The organism is Terribacillus saccharophilus (assembly GCF_046592895.1).
GTDB lineage: Bacteria > Bacillota > Bacilli > Bacillales > Amphibacillaceae > Terribacillus > Terribacillus saccharophilus_D.
Map to the genome: position 1 here is coordinate 737,213 of NZ_JAWVPU010000001.1, position 19,038 is coordinate 756,250.

Annotated in this window: 15 protein-coding genes; 6 read left to right on the plus strand and 9 right to left on the minus strand. The window is 45.4% G+C overall.

Annotation, left to right across the window (positions count from 1 at the left end; genetic code table 11):
* The first annotated feature begins 43 nt into the window (after positions 1-43).
* Genes SFC66_RS03585 through SFC66_RS03600 form a run of 4 tightly spaced genes read left to right on the plus strand, consistent with a single transcriptional unit; the run spans position 44 to position 3,803 of the window.
* Complete coding sequence (locus tag SFC66_RS03585; protein ID WP_411217332.1) at positions 44-1,141, plus strand: ABC transporter ATP-binding protein; 1,098 nt, start codon at positions 44-46, stop codon at positions 1,139-1,141.
* Positions 1,131-1,940: an ABC transporter permease gene (locus SFC66_RS03590; protein WP_411217333.1), complete on the plus strand. Its 810-nt coding sequence runs from the start codon at positions 1,131-1,133 to the stop codon at positions 1,938-1,940. Before SFC66_RS03585 ends, SFC66_RS03590 begins: the two co-directional genes overlap by 11 nt.
* A complete protein-coding gene (locus SFC66_RS03595; protein ID WP_411217334.1) occupies positions 1,933-2,739 on the plus strand; it encodes an ABC transporter permease in 807 nt (268 codons plus the stop codon). Before SFC66_RS03590 ends, SFC66_RS03595 begins: the two co-directional genes overlap by 8 nt.
* A complete protein-coding gene (locus SFC66_RS03600) occupies positions 2,736-3,803 on the plus strand; it encodes an ABC transporter substrate-binding protein (protein WP_411217335.1) in 1,068 nt (355 codons plus the stop codon). The genes SFC66_RS03595 and SFC66_RS03600 overlap by 4 nt, the downstream gene beginning before the upstream one ends.
* Positions 3,804-3,873: 70 nt before the next feature.
* Here the strand turns inward: SFC66_RS03600 and SFC66_RS03605 are convergent, their stop codons facing one another.
* The 3 genes from SFC66_RS03605 to SFC66_RS03615 all read right to left on the minus strand — a co-directional run bounded on the left by SFC66_RS03605 (position 3,874) and on the right by SFC66_RS03615 (position 8,425).
* Positions 3,874-5,313, minus strand: coding sequence for a glycoside hydrolase family 1 protein (locus SFC66_RS03605; protein WP_411217336.1), 1,440 nt, complete (start codon positions 5,311-5,313; stop codon positions 3,874-3,876).
* Positions 5,314-5,335: 22 nt separating this feature from the next.
* Positions 5,336-7,228 carry a beta-glucoside-specific PTS transporter subunit IIABC gene (locus SFC66_RS03610; protein WP_411217337.1) on the minus strand — a complete coding sequence of 631 codons (1,893 nt, stop codon included), beginning with the start codon at positions 7,226-7,228 and terminating at the stop codon, positions 5,336-5,338.
* Positions 7,229-7,501: 273 nt separating this feature from the next.
* On the minus strand, positions 7,502-8,425 hold the full coding sequence (locus SFC66_RS03615) for an alpha/beta hydrolase (protein WP_411217338.1): 924 nt from the start codon (positions 8,423-8,425) through the stop codon (positions 7,502-7,504).
* Positions 8,426-8,551: 126 nt separating this feature from the next.
* Between SFC66_RS03615 and SFC66_RS03620 the strand changes: the two genes are divergently transcribed.
* Positions 8,552-9,733 (plus strand): MFS transporter, encoded by a 1,182-nt coding sequence (locus tag SFC66_RS03620; protein WP_411217339.1) that lies wholly within the window; start codon positions 8,552-8,554, stop codon positions 9,731-9,733.
* Between the two features lie 234 nt (positions 9,734-9,967).
* Here SFC66_RS03620 and SFC66_RS03625 read toward each other — a convergent pair whose 3' ends face one another.
* The 6 genes from SFC66_RS03625 to SFC66_RS03650 form a co-directional block, all read right to left on the minus strand.
* Positions 9,968-10,678, minus strand: a complete 711-nt coding sequence (locus tag SFC66_RS03625) for a FadR/GntR family transcriptional regulator (protein WP_411217340.1) — start codon at positions 10,676-10,678, stop codon at positions 9,968-9,970.
* Positions 10,679-10,785: 107 nt separating this feature from the next.
* The gene (gene gudD / locus SFC66_RS03630; protein WP_411217341.1) at positions 10,786-12,150 is read right to left on the minus strand and encodes a glucarate dehydratase; all 1,365 of its coding nucleotides are present in this window, start codon (positions 12,148-12,150) and stop codon (positions 10,786-10,788) included.
* A 223-nt stretch (positions 12,151-12,373) separates the two neighbouring features.
* Positions 12,374-13,840: an alpha-ketoglutaric semialdehyde dehydrogenase GucD gene (gene gucD, locus SFC66_RS03635; protein WP_411217342.1), complete on the minus strand. Its 1,467-nt coding sequence runs from the start codon at positions 13,838-13,840 to the stop codon at positions 12,374-12,376.
* A 3-nt stretch (positions 13,841-13,843) separates the two neighbouring features.
* Positions 13,844-14,788: a 5-dehydro-4-deoxyglucarate dehydratase gene (kdgD, locus tag SFC66_RS03640; protein WP_411217343.1), complete on the minus strand. Its 945-nt coding sequence runs from the start codon at positions 14,786-14,788 to the stop codon at positions 13,844-13,846.
* A gap of 350 nt (positions 14,789-15,138) precedes the next feature.
* On the minus strand, positions 15,139-15,567 hold the full coding sequence (locus SFC66_RS03645) for a hypothetical protein (protein ID WP_411217344.1): 429 nt from the start codon (positions 15,565-15,567) through the stop codon (positions 15,139-15,141).
* A 256-nt stretch (positions 15,568-15,823) separates the two neighbouring features.
* Positions 15,824-16,690 (minus strand): SDR family oxidoreductase, encoded by an 867-nt coding sequence (locus tag SFC66_RS03650; RefSeq protein ID WP_411217345.1) that lies wholly within the window; start codon positions 16,688-16,690, stop codon positions 15,824-15,826.
* A 402-nt stretch (positions 16,691-17,092) separates the two neighbouring features.
* On the opposite strand from SFC66_RS03650, the gene SFC66_RS03655 reads away from it, so the two are divergent.
* Positions 17,093-18,592, plus strand: a complete 1,500-nt coding sequence (locus tag SFC66_RS03655; protein ID WP_411217346.1) for a UDP-glucose--hexose-1-phosphate uridylyltransferase — start codon at positions 17,093-17,095, stop codon at positions 18,590-18,592.
* Positions 18,593-19,038: the final 446 nt, after the last annotated feature.

A 19,038-nucleotide genomic window follows, 5' to 3' on the forward strand; every position in this document is an offset into this window, starting at 1 on the left:
TTTTTAGAATCAAAAATACGGAAAAGAAACAAGGGAGATGACAATGACAAAGAAACCGATCATTCAATTCAACAATGTGATAAAGCAGTACGATAAAGATACCACTGTTTTGGATAACGTCAGCTTTGAAATCGAGCGTGGTAAATTCTATACCCTTTTAGGACCTTCAGGATGCGGGAAAACAACGATTTTGCGTCTGATTGCGGGATTCACGGAAGCAACTTCCGGCGAGATGCTGTTCGATGGGAAACCATTGAATAAAATTCCTGCCAATAAACGATCCGTGAATACTGTATTCCAGGACTATGCCCTGTTCCCCCATCTGAATGTATATGAAAATGTTGCTTTTGGTCTGCGTATCAAGAAGATGCCGCAAAAGCAGATTGACGAGAAAGTAAAAGAAGCCTTGCGCTTTGTGAACTTGGCTGGTTACGAAAAGCGGGAAATCAGTGAAATGTCGGGCGGGCAGCGCCAGCGTGTTGCCATTGCGCGCGCTGTCGTGAATGAACCAGAAGTTATCTTGCTCGATGAACCTCTATCCGCTCTGGATTTGAAGCTGCGTACAGAGATGCAATACGAGTTGCGCGAGATGCAGCAGCGGCTTGGCATCACTTTCATTTTCGTGACACATGACCAGGAAGAAGCGCTTGCACTCTCGGATGAGATTTTCGTCCTGAACAGCGGGAAAATAGAACAAAGCGGTACGCCGACCGATATATATGATGAACCGATCAACCGATTCGTGGCAGACTTTATCGGGGAATCCAACATTGTTGATGGCCGAATGATCCGTGACTACGAAGTGGAGTTCACCGGCAAACGTTTTGATTGTGTCGACCAAGGCCTGCAGCCGAATGAACCCGTTGAAATTGTCATCCGTCCCGAAGATTTGCATATAACAACCGCAGAAGCCGGAAACTTGCGTGTAAAAGTGGATTCCCAATTATTCCGCGGGGTCCATTATGAAATATCCAGTTATGATGATGCTGGTAATGAATGGCTTGTTCATTCCACGAAGAAAGCAGTCGTCGGAGAGGAAATCGGTCTTGCTTTCGAGCCGGAAGCCATTCACGTCATGCGTCTGAATGAGACGGAGGAAGAATTCGATAAGCGACTAGAGGCATACGACGATGGAGAATAAAACTACTCGCAATCTGTATACGATTCCATATGTCATCTGGATCGCTTTCTTCGTCATCGCACCGATTTTACTGGTGCTGTACTATTCTTTTCAGGACTTGGAAGGTAATTTCTCTTTAACCAACTACCGGAATTTCTTTACACCCATCTATCTGGAGATGACGTTGAGCTCGTTTTGGTATGCTTTCCTGATTACATTGATCACGCTTTTGTTTGCTTATCCAATAGCGTATTTGCTGACGAAATTGAAGCATAAGCAGCTTTGGCTGTTATTGATCATCGTGCCAAGCTGGATCAACTTATTATTGAAAGCTTATGCTTTCCTAGGCATCTTCGGCACATATGGCATGGCAAATAAATTTCTGGAAACAATCGGAATCGGAACGAAACAGATCCTGTTCACGGATTTCAGTTTTGTGTTCGTATCCGTCTATATTTTCATTCCATTCATGATCCTGCCGATTTTCAATGCATTGGACAAGCTGAATCCAACTTATCTGGATGCAGCGAATGACTTGGGAGCGTCAAGATGGACAACATTCCGCCGAATAGTCTTTCCATTGACGATCGACGGTGTGAAAGCAGGCTGTCAGATTACGTTCATCCCGGCACTATCATTGTTCATGCTGACACGTCTGATTGCCGGCAGCCAAGTGATCACACTCGGTACGGCAATCGAGCAGCAGTTCCTTGTTACACAGAATTGGGGCATGGGATCGACGATTGCTGTCTTCCTGATCATTTTCATGTTCATCGTCATGTTCGCAACTGGAACGAAAAGGAGGAGAGCACGTGGATAAGAGAATTTCTCCCCTGTCACGGATTTTTCTGATACTCATGTTCGCGCTGTTGTATCTGCCTATTTTTTACTTGATATTTTATTCGTTCAACAGCGGCGGCAATATGTATGACTTCGAGAGTTTTACATTTGACTGGTACAAAGAGCTGTTCCAGGATACCCGTCTTTTGATCATCGTATTGAATACCATCGTCATTGCCCTGCTTTCGGCTTTGATCTCAACGGTCATCGGTGTGCTCGGTGCAATGATGATTTACAAAATACAATCCAGCAGGACGAAGGATGCTTTGCTGTCATTGAATAATATCCTGATTGTAAGTCCTGATGTCATCATCGGCGCTTCCTTCCTGATCCTGTTCACGATTGCCGGCATTCAGCTTGGCTTTTATTCGGTACTGCTATCGCATATCGCTTTCAGTATCCCGATCGTTGTCTTGATGGTACTGCCAAAGCTGTCCGAGATGAGCCCTTCTTTGCTGGATGCTGCAAGAGATCTTGGTGCATCACGCTGGGAAGTCGTTACAAAAGTAGTGATTCCTTATATCACACCTGGCATATTCGCCGGCTTCTTCATGGCGCTGACTTATTCACTGGATGATTTTGCTGTTACATTCTTTGTGACAGGGAACGGCTTCACAACATTGTCTGTTGAGATTTATTCCCTTGCCAGACAAGGCATTTCCTTGAGCATCAATGCACTGTCAGCAATCATTTTCCTTGTGACGATGCTGATTGTCGTCATTTATTATTTCATTACCCGACGCGGTAAGAAATCGCCTGACTTGGAGGTGCTCAAATGAAGCAGCTGATACGTTTAGCCATTGTGATCATTGCTGTGAGTGCTATCCTGCTGGTTACGATTTCGCGTTTGAATGCATCACAAGGTTACTCTGGCGGCAATACGCTCACCGTTTATAACTGGGGCGATTATATTGATCCTGAAGTGATCGACGCATTCGAAAAAGAAACAGGCATCACTGTCGTCTATGAAACATTCGATTCGAATGAAGCGATGATGACAAAGATCCAGCAAGGCGGGACTAGCTATGATGTTGCGGTCCCTTCTGAGTATACGATTGAAAAAATGAAGGAAGAAGATCTGCTGCTGCCGATCGATCACAGCAAGATACCCAACCTGAAGAATATCGATCCCCGCTTCATGGATCTGTCTTTCGACCCTGGAAATGAATATTCCGTACCTTACTTCTGGGGAACCGTTGGTATTGTATACAACACGAAGAAGATTGATGGTATCGATTTTAACAGCTGGGAAGATCTTTGGGATCCTGCTTTGAAGAATCAAATCGTACTGATTGATGGAGCGCGTGAGATCATGGGAATGGGACTGAATAGCCTGCATTACTCCCTCAACGATACCGACCCGGATCATCTGCAAGAAGCTTATGACAAGCTTGTCAGCTTGAAACCGAATGTCAGGGCGCTGCTTGGGGATGAAAACAAACTGCTTATGGCTTCCGGTGAAGTCTCCATTGGGATAACATGGTCCGGCGATGCTTCTGAGATCATGGCCGAAAATGAGGATCTTGACTATGTCGTGCCGGAAGAAGGATCCAATTTATGGTTCGATAACATGGTCATTCCAAAGACAGCTCAAAATGTCGACGCTGCCCATGCGTTCATCAACTTCATGCTCGACCCAGAGGTAGCTGCACAAAATACCGAATATGTGAGCTATTCCACTCCGAACAAAGAAGCATTGCAGTATATGCCGGAGGAAATGGTGAATGATGAACGCTTCTACCCGCCGACAGAGTTGACGGATCGTTTGGAAGTATATGAGAATCTTGGTCAAGAGAATCTCGCTAAATATAATGAATTATTCCTGAAATTCAAGATGGAATGAACAAGAGGCATGCGTCCACGTGGACGCATGCCTCTTTTATGTTTTTTCAGGGATAAGGTTTTTCTACTGCTTAAAGTACTGCCCCATTTGTGTCGATAACTTGTTTATACCAATGGAACGATTTTTTCCGGCTCCGTTCCAATGTACCGCTCCCATCATCATGTTTATCGACATAAATGAAACCATAGCGCTTGGAGTACTCCCCAGTTGATGCACTGACCAAGTCGATGCAGCCCCAGCTGGTGTATCCCATCAAGTCAACACCATCCTCGATTGCTTCTCCCATCGCATTGATATGATCACGCATGTATGCAATACGGTAATCATCATTGATACTTCCATCTGCTTCTACTTTATCGTATGCTCCAAGTCCATTTTCTACGATGAATAACGGTATTTGGTATCGATCATACATATCGTTCAGTGCAATTCGCAATCCCAAAGGATCGATTTCCCAGCCCCAGTCGCTTGCTTTCAGGAATGGGTTTTTCACGCCAGACATGATATTGCCTTGTGCCTTTTCTTCCTCGCTCTTTTCCAATTTCTCTGTACGGGACATGTAATAGCTGAAGCCGATGTAATCGACGGTTCCTGCTTGGATTGTCTCCAAATCGCCTTCTTCCATTTGCAGCTCCACTCCTTGCTCTTTGAAGAAACGTTTTGCGAAGGCTGGGTAAGCACCGCGCACCATCACATCTCCACAATAGTTGTTGAACAGGCGAGCTTCCTGATCAGCATAGAAAACATTCTCCGGCTTGCTGTCGTAAGAATAGACTGGTGCATAAATGATCATGCAGCCAATTTGTGCTTCCGGATTCACTTCGTGGCAATACTGGACAGCTTTTGCACTGGCAATGAACTGATGGTGCAGACCTTGGACGACGGATTGATATTTATGTTCCCCAGGCTGGATGGAAAATCCAAGGCTCATGATCGGCATGAGAAGACCGCTGTTGATTTCATTGAATGTCATCCAATATTTCACTTTGTCTTTATAGCGGTCCAGAACAGCTTTGGCATAACGATCGAAGAAAGTAATTACTTCACGGTTCTTCCAGCCGCCATATTCTTTTACCAAATTAACCGGCATCTCGTAGTGAGAGATGGTAACGACAGGTTCGATACCATGTTTGATCAATTCATCGAATACACGATCATAAAAAGCAAGTCCTTCTTCATTCGGTTCCAGTTCATCACCTTTAGGGAAGATACGCGTCCAAGCGATGGACATACGGAACACTTTGAAGCCCATCTCCGCAAATAGGGCAATATCTTCTTTATAGCGATGGTAGAAGTCGATGGCTTCATGATTCGGATACGTATATTTATCTGTATCGATTTCAAAATCGAAGCCAGGCTCCGCCAAGATGCGTAAACGCTCCTTACCGCCCGGAAGCACATCAGCGATATTCAAGCCCTTGTTGCCTTCATGGAAACCACCTTCCATTTGGTTGGCCGCAGTTGCGCCGCCCCATAGGAATCCTTGTGGAAATGATGTTTGTTTTGTCATGATTTATCTCTCCTTTTACGATTTAGGATGCTTCTTTTGACGTTGCTGCAGGAACAGCCAAATCCAATATTGCTTCACCTGTGCCGATGCTGCCATCTGCGAGTGCTGTAACATCTTCATACTCGGCAGTGTTCGTAATGATGACCGGTGTGATGATGTCATATCCGGCAGCTTGAATCGCTTCGAGATCAAAGCTCAGCAGCTTCTGCCCTTTTTTGACTTTATCACCGGATGCGATATGAGCGGTGAAATGCTCCCCATTCAATTTCACTGTATCAATTCCGACGTGAATCAGCACCTCAGCGCCATTTTCACTTTTTAATCCAATGGCATGCTTGGTTGCGAACAGCGTGACCACTTCTCCGTCTACAGGCGATACAACTTCTCCTTTTGTCGGGAAGATAGCAGTTCCTTTACCCATGATTTCTTGAGCGAAGGTCGGATCACTTACTTTTGCAAGAGGATGAATCTCCCCTGTCAATGGACTGGCGATGACTTCTGATTCTTTCTCTTCTTTTGCATCTGATTCGATATCTGCTGCCTTTTCTTCTGTTGTTTCTTCAGCTGGATCAAGGACATCCTCAAATCCGATGATCCATGTCACCACAGCTGCTGCCACAAATGCCAGCACAAGTCCAATCAATGCATAAACGATTTCCGGTCCAATCAAAACTGGAATACCTGGGATACCAACGATTCCTGCTACAATATAAGCCTTAACATCGGCAATTCCATATAGGATACCTCCGATTGCCGAACCAATCAAGGCAGCGACGAACGGTTTTTTCAGCTTCATATTAATCCCATACATAGCTGGTTCGGTAACACCCATCACGGCTGTCAAAGCTGTGGTAAAGGACAACGATTTGAATTTCTTGTTTTTCGATTTCAGCGCAACTGCAAAAGCTGCACCAGCTTGGCCGAAGTTAGCAAGGAACATAGCAGGGATGATATAGTCGTAACCATTCACTGCAATGCTATTGATGACGACCGGCGTGAATGCGTAATGCATCCCTGTGATGATGACCAGCGAGAAAGTACCTGCAAGCAAGATTGTCGCAAAGATACCGGCATGCTCAAACATGAAATTCATTCCGGAAGATAAGTAGTTTCCAATGATCGCTCCAAGCGGACCAACCGTAATCAAGGTGACAGGTACGACAACCAACAATGTTACCGACGGAACAACAATCAACTTCAAGGAAGCATGCGTGACGCGGTCTATCCATTTTTCCACATAAGATGCGATCCAGATAGCCAGCAAGATGGGAATGACAGTGGATGAGTAGGTTGCTATCGTCACCGGCAGACCTATAAAGGAGATATTTCCTCCTTCTGCAAACATGCCAGTCAGCGTCGGGTGCAGGATCGCACCCCCAATTGCAGCAGCCACATAAGGATTCGAACCGAATTTACGCGCTGCACTGATAGCAAGCAAAATCGGCAAGAAATAAAATGCTCCATCACCGATAACTGTCAGGATCTGATATGTCTGAGATGTATCCTGCAGTACACCCAATGTGAGCAGCAAAGCCGTAATCCCTTTGATCATACCGGCACCAGCGATAGCCGGCAGGATTGGTGTGAATACACCGGAAATGACGTCAAAGATGGTGCTGATCACGTTTTTCTTTTGTTGGGGTTCGTTTTCTGTACTCTTCGACTCACTTAAACTGCTGTTAGCAGTGAGTTCTTTATATACCTTAGGAACTTCATTGCCGATGATCAGCTGAAACTGAGAGCCGCTGATATTGGAGCCGAGCACCCCATCCACCTGTTCCAGCGCTTTACGATCTGCTTTACTATTGTCGTACAAGTTGAAGCGAAGGCGTGTCATACAATGAATGACGCTTTGTACGTTCGATTCTCCGCCTACCAATTGCAAAATTTCTTCTGCTGTTTTACGATGGTTCATGATAGACCCTCCATTCGGGGATATTATGATGAGGATAAAGGGTGCCGCCTTTATCCTTTTTTGCTTTGATAAGCGCCGGTTTGGTACACAAAAAAACCCAAACTACACCCCGTACACAGAGTTGCCCCTGCTTTTGGAATATAATTTAGGTTTTGCCTGCTTATCAGTAACAATCCTAAAGGATAGTTGTATGCTGTTGTTATCTTACAAACACAATCTATCATGTAAGCGAATTATTGTCAACGCTTTCATCACATATTTCTTATCGAAGCATTATTTATGCAACGTTTCCTTCAACACAGCAGCTCCCTCAGCAACAGCTTGCTGCGCTTCTTCCACATGCGCTGTAAAACCAGCAAAACCATGGATCAAGCCTGCATAGTTTTTGCTGAACACGTCGACGCCCGCCTGCTTCAGCTTGGCCGCATATGTCTGCGCCTCATCCCGAAGCGGGTCATATTGAGCGGTCAAAATTGCTGCCGGCGGAAGCGTGTGCAGCAATTCCGAATGTATCGGTGCTGCCAGCGGGTTTTCCCTATCTGACTCTGTATTATAGTAATGAGTACGGAACCAATTCATCAGTTTCCTGGACAATAGATATCCTTCTGCATTTTCCCGCATGGAAGCTGGCTCTTCCCCGATATAGCCTGTGGATGGATATAGCAGCAGCTGAAATACTGGTTTATGACTGCTTTTTTCTTCCGCCAGCAGACATACGACAGTAGCTAGATTTCCACCGGCACTATCTCCGCCGACAGCAATTCTGCTTTGTTCGATTCCAAGCTGATCTGCATGATCCGCTATCCATTGAAAAGAGTCATATGCATCTTCGACAGCAGCTGGAAACTTATGCTCTGGTGCCAGCCGGTAATCTACTGAAATCACGGTGCAATCTGCCAAATTGGCAATCTCGCGGCAAGTGTTATCATGCGATTCGATACTGCCGACAACCCAGCCGCCGCCGTGATAAAAGACAAGTGCGGGCTGCACTTCATTTGCGGAACGATAAACCCTGATTGGCAAAGTCCGTTCATCCAGATCGATGACACGGTCCTCTACCTTCGCCACTTCTTGTTTAGGACCGTCCGCCTGCATTCTGGCCTGATTGCGAAACTGCTCTGGCGAGACAGAATCAAGCGTTATTGGTTTTGCATTCACTTCCTGTAAGAAAGCTTCTATCTTTGGATTCAATCCCATTACACTTACCCCTTTCCATTCTCTTTCATTTTTCCACAATCTTATTCCGTTTTAAACATACCTCCATTGCAACCGCTACCAACAAAGTTTACAATGAAATAATTGACAAAGATGGGGGGCCAGCATGTGAAGAAATCAACATATATTTGGTTGGGTATCGCTTTATTCGTGGCAGCACTCAATCTTCGTCCGGCAATCAATTCCATTTCTCCTCTTATTGAAACGATTCAGTCCGAACTGAATATGAATGCTTCCAGCGCGAGCTTGCTCACATCGATACCTGTTCTTTGCATGGGTATCTTTTCTCCGGTTGCTGCTAAATTGGCTAATCGTTTTTCGCTGGAATATGTCATCGGCTGGTCGTTAGCCGTCATCGGCCTTGGCACTGTCATACGTTTTTTCACTCATACTTCCATATTCCTGCTGATCACTGCTTTCTTGGCCGGCATTGGTATCGCCGCAGCAGGTCCGCTGCTTTCCGGATATATCAAAAAATACTTTCCGGATAATAGTGCCTTCATGATCAGTATTTATACTGCTGCGCTGGCAGTTGGCGCTGGCTTGGCTTCTGGAGGCGCAGCGCCGATCCAGCATCTGTTCGATTCGTGGCAAATCGCTCTGGCAGCATGGTCTTTATTGGCACTGGCAGCCATCATCATCTGGGTGTTCGTCGTATTACCTCAAAAAAAGAAAGACAACACCATTCAAACATTCGGTGGCGCGGAAAAGCTGCCTTGGAACCAATGGAACGCCTGGCTGCTCACCTTCTCATTCGGGGGAATGGCATTCATTTTCTATTCATTGACTGCTTGGCTCCCCCCGATAGTAGAAAACATGGGGTACAGCAAGATTTACGCAGCTAACCTGCTTGTCATCTTCATGATTCTGCAGGTACCGGCCAACCTTGCTTTGCCTTACTTGTTGAAAAAGGTGCCGAGCCGGCTATTTTGGCTTGTGACAGCAGCAATATTTGAACTGATCGGTTTTGGCATGATTTCCTTATCCTTGGTCCCTTGGCTGGCAGCCTGCTTCATCGGACTTGGTGCAGGCGGATTATTCGCGATGAATATGCTGCTGCCGATCGATGTGACTACCACACACCAAGCAGCAGCAGCATGGTCTGCGATGGTGCAGGCGGTAGGATATGTGATTGGATCATTCGGTCCGATCATCCTCGGGGCGGTCAATGATATGACTGGCAGCTTTTCTTCCTCCATTTTTGTCTTGATTGCTGTGAATCTCTTGATGATCGTGATGCAGTTCCTTTCAATCAAACGGAACTTCCGTCATTCCAAAATGTCCTCCTAACCAAAATTTGTATGATTAGCAGATTGCTAGATTGGGTATTCTATAATTACAAAGCCAATCACAAGGAGGATTCAAATCATGAGTTCATTAACAAAAGACGTTTTCACAACATATGTCGAGGAAAATACATTCGAGCTGGAGCCATACTTAGATCACTTGTTTGAATTGAATGAAGAAGAATCCGATAACGAATAAACATAAAAGAAGCAGCGGCTGCGGAACCGCTGCTTCTTTCTATTCCCCCTGTTTTTCCTGCTGCCCCTCCAAGATTTTTTTCTGGACGAAGCGCAAGTGATCATGCATTGCGGTGTATGCTTTGTACGCATCTCTCTCTTTTAAAGCTTCATAAATACGTTTATGATATGCAATTGTCTTTTCTTTTTCCCTTACGATGATATGATTGTTGATCTTCGCGTGGTATAAAAGCAACGATTGGATCATGCCATCCAATATCAGATTATTGGCGCTTAAAGCAATGATTTGGTGAAACTGTTTATCAGCCTGGCCATAGTTATTGTCTGTTGACTCTTCGATTTCCACAATTGTTTTATACAAATCCGCCAGTTGATCATCCGTGATTTTCTCCGTTGCGATGGTAACCAGACCAAGCTCCAACACAAGCCTTGCTTCAATGATTGCCTGGATATTGTCACTAGCTAAATTCAGCATGTCGGCAAAAGGAGCTGCGCCGACTTTCAGGTTGAAGTAGGTGCCCTCCCTAGTCTTACGTGTTATGATGCCGAGTGTTTCCAATGCACTCAAAGCTTCTCGCAAAACAGTCCGGCTCACACCGAGGATCGCGATGAATTCTGCTTCGGTTGGCAGTTTATCACCCGGCTTCAGCTGGCCGCTTGATAACAGATGCAAAATCCGCTCCACCACTTGCTTGGATAATGTTTTTCTGTTGACGTTCTCCACATTCATTTGAAATGGGTCTCTCTCCATCAATGTCCAACACCTTTAATATGTGATAAATCTATGATACTGGGAATATACCGAAATTACAAACGCATACAAAAGAGCCGCTCAGCTAAGAAACGGCTCCGGATCACTCATCGGACAAGGCAAGGTTTCTTGTTGTTGAACTTCCAATCTTTTATGAGATACTGCATCGCTATGCTATCATTCCGAGCACCAAGTCCCATCGTCTTATACAGCTGATGCGCTTTTTCCACTTGCTCTATATCGATTTCGATTCCTAGGCCTGGTTTGTCCGGAATGGACAGTTTTCCCTTGGTGATCTCATACGGTTCTTTTGTCAGTCTTTGGCCATCCTGCCAGATCCAATGTGTATCGATGGCCGTGATGTTTCCTGGGGCTGCTGCTGCTGTGTGGGTGAACATGGCTAAAGAAATATCAAAATGGTTATTAGAATGAGAACCCCAAGTCAGCCCCCATTCATCACACATCTGAGCGACCCGGACCGATCCTTGCATCGTCCAGAAATGGGGATCGGCAAGCGGTATATCGACAGCCTGCGACTGAATCGCATGCCCCATCTGACGCCAGTCGGTCGCAATCATATTCGTTGCGGTTGGCAGTCCGGTAGCTCTCCGGAATTCTGCCATCACTTCTCGTGAGGAATAGCCATCCTCTGCTCCACAAGGATCCTCGGCATATGCCAGCACATCATGCTTGCCCTTGCACAGACGAATCGCTTCATTCAATGACCATGCTCCATTTGGATCGAGCGTGATCCGTGCTTCCGGGAATCGTTTGGCCAGAGCCTCTATTGCTAGCATTTCTTCTTCACCAGCAAACACACCGCCCTTCAGCTTGAAATCCTGGAATCCATATTTCTCAAAGCTAGCCTCCGCAAGATGTACAATCGCTTCTGGCGTAAGTGCTTCTTCATTGCGTAAACGAAACCAATCATATTTCGCATCTTGTTCTTCTTTATATGCAAGCTCCGTCTGCTTACGGTCGCCAATATAAAATAAGTATCCAAGTACATCGACCTCGCTGCGCTGCTGCCCTTCCCCGAGAAGTGCCGCAACTGGTACACGCAGGAATTTCCCGAGCAAATCGAGCAACGCTGCTTCCAGAGCAGTCACAGCATGGATGGTCGTACGCAAATCAAAGGTCTGCTCTCCGCGACCTCCTGCATCCTGGTGACCAAATTGCCGTCTCACTTGTTGAAGAATAGCTTGGTAAGAAGCTATCGATTCACCGATCACGAATGTTTTTGCTTGTTCAAGCGTTTGTCTGATTTTTTCCCCTCCAGGTACCTCGCCGACACCAATGGCTCCTGTCGTATCTTTAAGGATGACGATATTACGTGTGAAATACGGACCATGTGCGCCGCTCAAATTGAGCAGCATGCTGTCACGGCCTGCCACCGGGATCACTTTCATTTCCTTGATGGCTGGTACATGATGTGACTTCTCCGCTCCGAGATTCTCTGTCATCTTATTCATCCTTATAACCCCTTCCGGTCATTTTGTTTATAGCGAAGCGGAACAAACGAATACTATCCCTCGGCAGCAAAGGACCCGCTTGCGCCCGATATTAAAATAAACAAAGAAAATCATCGATACGTTGACCTTTTCATCTTTCAACTTATAACTATATGATCCCTCACCGCATATCATGTAAGCGTTATCAATATTAAATAAGATAAAAAGGCTGAAATAGCCCTTTTTATCCTTTCACGAATACTGTCTTGATACTTGTAAAGAATTCTTTAGCAGCCTCACCCTGTTCCCTGGAATGGGAGCTGGACTGCTTCATTCCGCCGAACGGGGCCTGCAGCTCCACCCCGGCGCTTTCGGCATTCACGCGGACAAGCCCTGCTTCCATCTCATCGGCGAATTGCAGGAAACGTCCGATATTCTTTGTGAAAATGGAAGCACTCAACCCGAATTTCACATCATTTGCCACTTCTATCGCTTTTTCCTCGCTATCCACCTTGATCAAAGCGATGACCGGCCCGAAGATCTCTTCCTGTGCAATTGTCATGTCATTGGATACATCTTCAAAAATGGTCGGCTGAACATAATAGCCTTTGGCGTATTCCCCATCTGTCAGCTGTTCACCGCCCAGGATCAGCTTAGCACCTTCATCGATCCCCTTTTGGATATAGTGAAGACAGTTCTGCAGCTGGGCTTCGCTTGCAATCGGTCCGAGCCATACGTCCTGCTCGAGACTGTTTCCGATGGTGATTTCTTTTGTTTTCTCGATCAGCCTTTCGCGGAAAGCATCATAAATCGGCGCCTCCACAATGACTCTGCTCGTTGCCGTGCATTTTTGACCAGTGGAACGGAAAGCACCGCTGATCGTAGCGTCCACAGCCTGCTCGATGTCTGCATCCGCAGCGATGATGACCGGGTTTTTCCCGCCCATTTCCAGCTGATATTTGGCTCCGCGTTCCAATGCGGTCAAACCGATATCCTTGCCAACACCATTGGAACCTGTGAAAGTGATACCATTCACCTTTTGATGCTCGGCCAGCCCTTTCCCGATGACAGAACCTGGACCGGTAACAAGATTGATGACACCTTTCGGGAATCCGGCTTTCTCAAAACATTCCACTATCTTGATAGCTGTTATAGCTGTTTCGGATGCCGGTTTGAATACAACCGTATTGCCGTAAATAAGCGCAGGCGCCATTTTCCAGATAGGAATTGCTATAGGAAAATTCCATGGCGCAATGACACCGACAACGCCCAATGGCACTCTTGTCGTGTACATGAAAGCTCCGGGGTCTGTCGATGGGATGACATCTCCCGATTTACGCATCCCTTCGCCAGCGTAGTACTTCAGGATGGCAATTCCGCGCTGGGTTTCACCGCGTGCTTCCGGCAATGTTTTTCCCATTTCCTTCGTCGCAGTCTTGGCGATTTCTTCGGCATGCTCCTCCAGGACAGCGGCTGCCCGATAGAGGAACTCACCGCGCGCTGCTCCGGACAGACTTCTCCATTCCTTTCGTGCAGCATCCGCCGCTGTCACAGCCACTTCCAGATCAGCAGCTGTGGATCGCTGGACACGACCGACGGGATTTGCAGTATCTGCAGGGTTCAAGACAGTGATATGCTCAGCCGATAAAGATTCCTGCCATTCACCATTGATAAAGTTACGATATACATTCGTTGTTATATTTGTCGTCATGTATTAGCTCTCCTTTATCTTTGATATTTTCTCCTTGCGCGGATATTTTTCCAAAGCTCTGCCTAAAATCTGTTCCAATTCTTTATAATGTTCTTTTGTAACCGGTGTGACCGGAGGCCGGACATACCCTCTTGTCTGCAAGCCGATGATTTCCATACCGGCTTTGATCAAGGAAACAGCATAACCTTTGCGCTGTTTCCGTATGCTGTTGATCGGCAAGATCACATCAGTGTATAATTCATCCAGCGTTTCCTGATCTCCTGCTAAAAGTGCCTTATAATACATTCGGGATATATGCGGGATGTAATTGGAAATGGCCGACGAATAAGTGGTGATACCTAACGGAAGATAAGCAGGCATCGTCACCTCCGCCATCGGCATACCGTTCAGGAAGTCCAGTCTGCCTTTGAATTCATGCGTCAGGCAGATATTCAATTCCATATTGCCGATTCCATCCTTCACCCCTTTGAATTGGGGATAAGCCGTCAGCTGTCTTACCGTTTCTACCGAATAAATAGCATTATCCCTTTGATATAGTATTGCATCGAGATTCGGGGCGCTCTCGAATATCTCACTTGCATATCGATAAAGTCCTTCCTGTTCCCCGTGAATCAAATAAGGCGGAAGCAGCAAATATCCAGCCGCTCCTTTTTCCTCCGATATAGCGGCAAGTTCTACAGCAGTCCGAAGATTCCCTCCAACGCCAGTGTAAATAGGAACCTTGCCTGCAACTGCTTCGTTTGCCGTTTCCAGCATCACTTCATACTCTGCTTTGTCCAATGACTGGAATTCTCCCGATCCGCAAGCAATATATATCGCATCCAGACCTTCTTCTACCAGAAAGCGAATATTTTCAAACAATGCCTGCTCATCAAGTCTTCCGTTTTCAGTAAATGGCGCCACCGGAAATCCTAGAATACCCTTAGCTATTCCTGTTGATTCTCCCATAGTATACCTCCTCGAGTAAGCGTTACCATTCCGTTTGTTTAATTGTATTACAAATAGACAAATATGCAAATATACTTTTTAAATGTATCTGCAGCCCAAAGAAAAAATGTTATTTGTTATATGCGAGACCACCGATTTTCATTGCTTTTGAATAAAAAAAACATCATAAAAAAAGGGTCCTTCCACCTAGTCATATTATTCTCAAATTATCGGTTTCACTGCGTGCCATTCGGTTATAACATAACTCCCCCCAAAAACTTGATCTGTTATCCCATTATCTGCATGCATCCAATGAACCCGTTCACTGGATGTTTTTTTTGCATAAAAAAAGAGCCGTAAAGGCTCCTCTATCAGACACTGAAATCTTCTTGAATAAAACCGCCAAAGAACTTATTGGAAGGTATTTCATATACCGAAACTGTTCCGAACTTCCGCATCATCACAGCATTCCAAGCCAGGAACCAATCGCGGTCCTGCTCCAGACCATCCAAAGCCATCGGGGTCATTTCCACTTGCCCGTCAAAGAGATGCGCACCTAGTTCCGCGAGTTTCTGCAAGTCCTCTGTCAGCTCATAATCAGCAAACATCCGGCGATAATCAAATTGACAGCTGTCAAAATTGAAGTAAGGCTTGAACAGCTTGTACAGCCTGCTATCGCCGGCCATCAGATAAAGGACAGCAAGACAGCCTTTATGATGAAGTACTTCCGCATTCTGCACGCCCGCACGCAAATTTTGATACTTGATTTCGTGATCCTCATCATGGAATTTGATATACATGATCTGCCCTCCTTCTTGTAAAGATGATCGATTCGGTTATTAGGAATCTTTTCCCTTTCCCTTTGAAAAGCAAACAAATAGTGCCTGTAAGCATGCATAAAGCGTCAGTACTGGAGGTGTTCATGCGTACCGTCTCATCAGACCATTCCGCTAATATAGATGACAACCGAAAATACCCGAACCTACGCGAATCTTCGTTAGAGAAGTGCATAATAGTTCGGGTTTTGATTCAGCTAAGATATCCCTTGTTCAGATATCAGGATGAAGTGTAAGAACCACCGTTGATATGGATTGCTTGACCAGTCATATAAGAAGCCTCGTCGGATGCAAGCATCACATACGGCCATGCATGTTCAGAAGGCTGACCTGGACGACCCATCAAGCTATCCTGACCAAATTGTTCGATTTGATCTTCACCGATTGTTGCTGGGATGAGCGGCGTCCAGACTGGACCTGGTGCAACGGAATTAGCCCGGATACCCTTTTTGATCAGACTTTGGGCAATGCTGCGCGTCCAAGCAGTTATCGCTCCTTTTGTCGCCGAGTAATCCATGAACATCGGGTTGCCTCGATAAGCGTTGATGGAAGACGTACTGATAATGGAATCACCAGCTTTCATATGACGCACCGCTGCTTTAGTCAAATAGAACTGGGAGAAGAAGTTAGTACGGAATACTTCCTCGAATTGTTCCGAGGAAATCTCAAGCACATCTTCCCGTACATATTGGATAGCAGCATTATTGACTAGGATATTGATTTTGCCGAACTCCTCTACTGTTTTCTCAACCAAGCTGATGCAATGCTCTTCATCTTTGATATCGCCTGGCAGCAGCAAGCAGCGCTTGCCCTCTGCTTCTACGAGACGCTTTGTTTCTTCAGCATCTTCCGTTTCATCAAGATAGGAAATCGCAACGTCTGCCCCTTCTTTTGCATAAAGGATCGCAACTGCACGACCGATACCGGAATCACCGCCAGTAATAAGAGCAGCTTTTCCTTCCAGTCTGCCCACACCTTTATAGTCCAGCGGCTGATGCGGCAGCGGATCCATTTTCGCTTCAATGCCTGGCTGGCGGTCCTGCTGGTGTGTACTGGTTGAGCCTTTCATCATATCTTTCGGTTCCATAATAAAAACTCCTTTGCAAAGTGATTGTTACAATACACTTCCACTTTGCCAAAGTAATGAAACATCAGATTGCGTCAGCTTTGATCCTCCTTCACAAAATGAATGACTCCCCTTATATTTGAATAACCGCACTTCGACAGGCAGGCATGACTTTTCCGCATTCAGGGAAGAGTTGACTGATTGAGTTAGTGCATTGCATGTAGTATATGAAGTCATCTGTACATTCACCGAGCCTGAAACTATAGGAACTCCATTGATCAGCTGCGTCATTTTACGAGAGAAATGGATTGGATAAAAGGTATTCAAACGGGTATATAGAAACATTCAAAACTACCGGAAGCCGGCATCCAGACCGCTAAAACCGGTGGCGGTGTAAAGAACTCGCATAAAGGAAGTGTCCATATGATCTATTCAGATATTGAAGCATTATTGGAGCAGACTTGTAAGGAAGGTTTGATTAAGGAACGGGATATCATTTACGTACGGAATCAAGTCATACAATTACTTAAAATGACAACATATCCAACACATAAGATTCTGACAAGCTCCGGTTCGATACCGGAATTACTCGACCGAATCATCGACTATGCCGTGAAGGAAAATATCATCGATGACATCCTGGATGAAAAAGAGATGCTCGCAGCATCACTGATGAATTGCTTCATGCCTAGACCTTCCACGGTACAGACATTATTTGATTGGTATTATGAACAATCTCCGGAGCAGGCAACAGAGTTCTTTTACAAACTCAGCAGAAACAGCAACTATATCCAGACGAATAGACTCGATAAAAATATATCGCATAAAGTACAAACGGAATATGGCGAAATGGATATAACCATCAATTTGTCCAAGCCTGAAAAAGACCCTGAACAAATCAAACGTGAGCAGATGGCAAAACAAGATGAATCCTATCCTTTTTGCGTCCTTTGCAAAGAAAATGAAGGGTATGCCGGCAGAATCGGTTATCCCGCTCGTTCCAATCACCGTGTCATTGAAATGGTATTGGGAGATGAAAAATGGTTTTTCCACTACTCGCCATATACGTATTACGAAGAACACAGCATTATATCTTCAAACAAACATCGGGATATGAAAATCAATACAGATACTTTTCGCAGGCTGCTTGAATTCATAGATAAATTCCCTCATTATTTTATCGGCTCGAATGCAGACTTGCCGATTGTCGGGGGTTCGATAACTTCCCATGATCACTACCAGGCCGGCGCTTATACATTTGCCATGACCGATGCAAAGGATCGATATACATTCCCGATTCATGCACACCCTGATGTCAGAGCCGCCGTGCTCCACTGGCCGATGACAGTCATCCGCCTCCTGGCGGATGAACAAGAAAAACTATTGGAAGCAGCTAACAGCATTTTGACTTTTTGGCGTGATTACAATGATGAAGATGCTTCCATTTTATCTTACACAGATAAAACGCCGCACAACACCATCACACCAATCGCCAGGATGCGTGATGGTTCATACGAAATGGATCTTGTCCTGCGAAATAATCGGACGAGCGCCACCCATCCTTTAGGCATCTTCCATCCGCATGAGGACATTCATCACATCAAAAAAGAAAATATCGGGTTGATCGAAGTGATGGGTCTTGCAATATTGCCTCCCCGTCTTGAAACGGAACTGGAAGGAGTCACCAAGTACCTTGCCGGAAAATCAGATGAAGTGCACCCTGCTCATGAAGAATGGGCTCGGCAATTACGTCAAACGCACGGTTTGCTGCATAACGAAGAATACGCAGCAGAAGTTGTGCAAAAAGAACTCGGCAAGAAATTTGTGCGCGGACTGGAAGATGCCGGCGTCTTTAAAGACGATGCAGCTTTTCAGCGTTTCATCACGAAACTTAACCAGAAAGCTGTATCATCTAAGAACTGAAAATAAGTGATCGCCTCTGGATTTTTCACTTAAACCAAACAGTTGCTCATGATTGATAGCTTGAATAGGTGAAATCTCAACCTACCCATCATCCTCATGACTTACTAGTAACCCCTTGCATAGCCGGTCATATGACCGGCTATTTTTAATGATAAATTACCCACTGTCAACTCAGTATCTATTTACTAGCTTCACTTCTAAAAAAGTAAGAAATTCCTAGACGAAGCATTTCACAAAGAGTACCAATCTATCATTTTTACCAGTTTATTGTCATATCTTTTGAATTTTAGGTAAAAGAGGCATATTGTATCGACTAATGTTACAGAAAAGTAACACTTTGTTACAAAATCTGCGTCCTTATTACATAACAAGGAGGGTCATGGCACAAAGAGTGCTGGTGTAAAAAATCATTGTCTGCAGTCTTTCACGCGTGGAATTAATCCCTT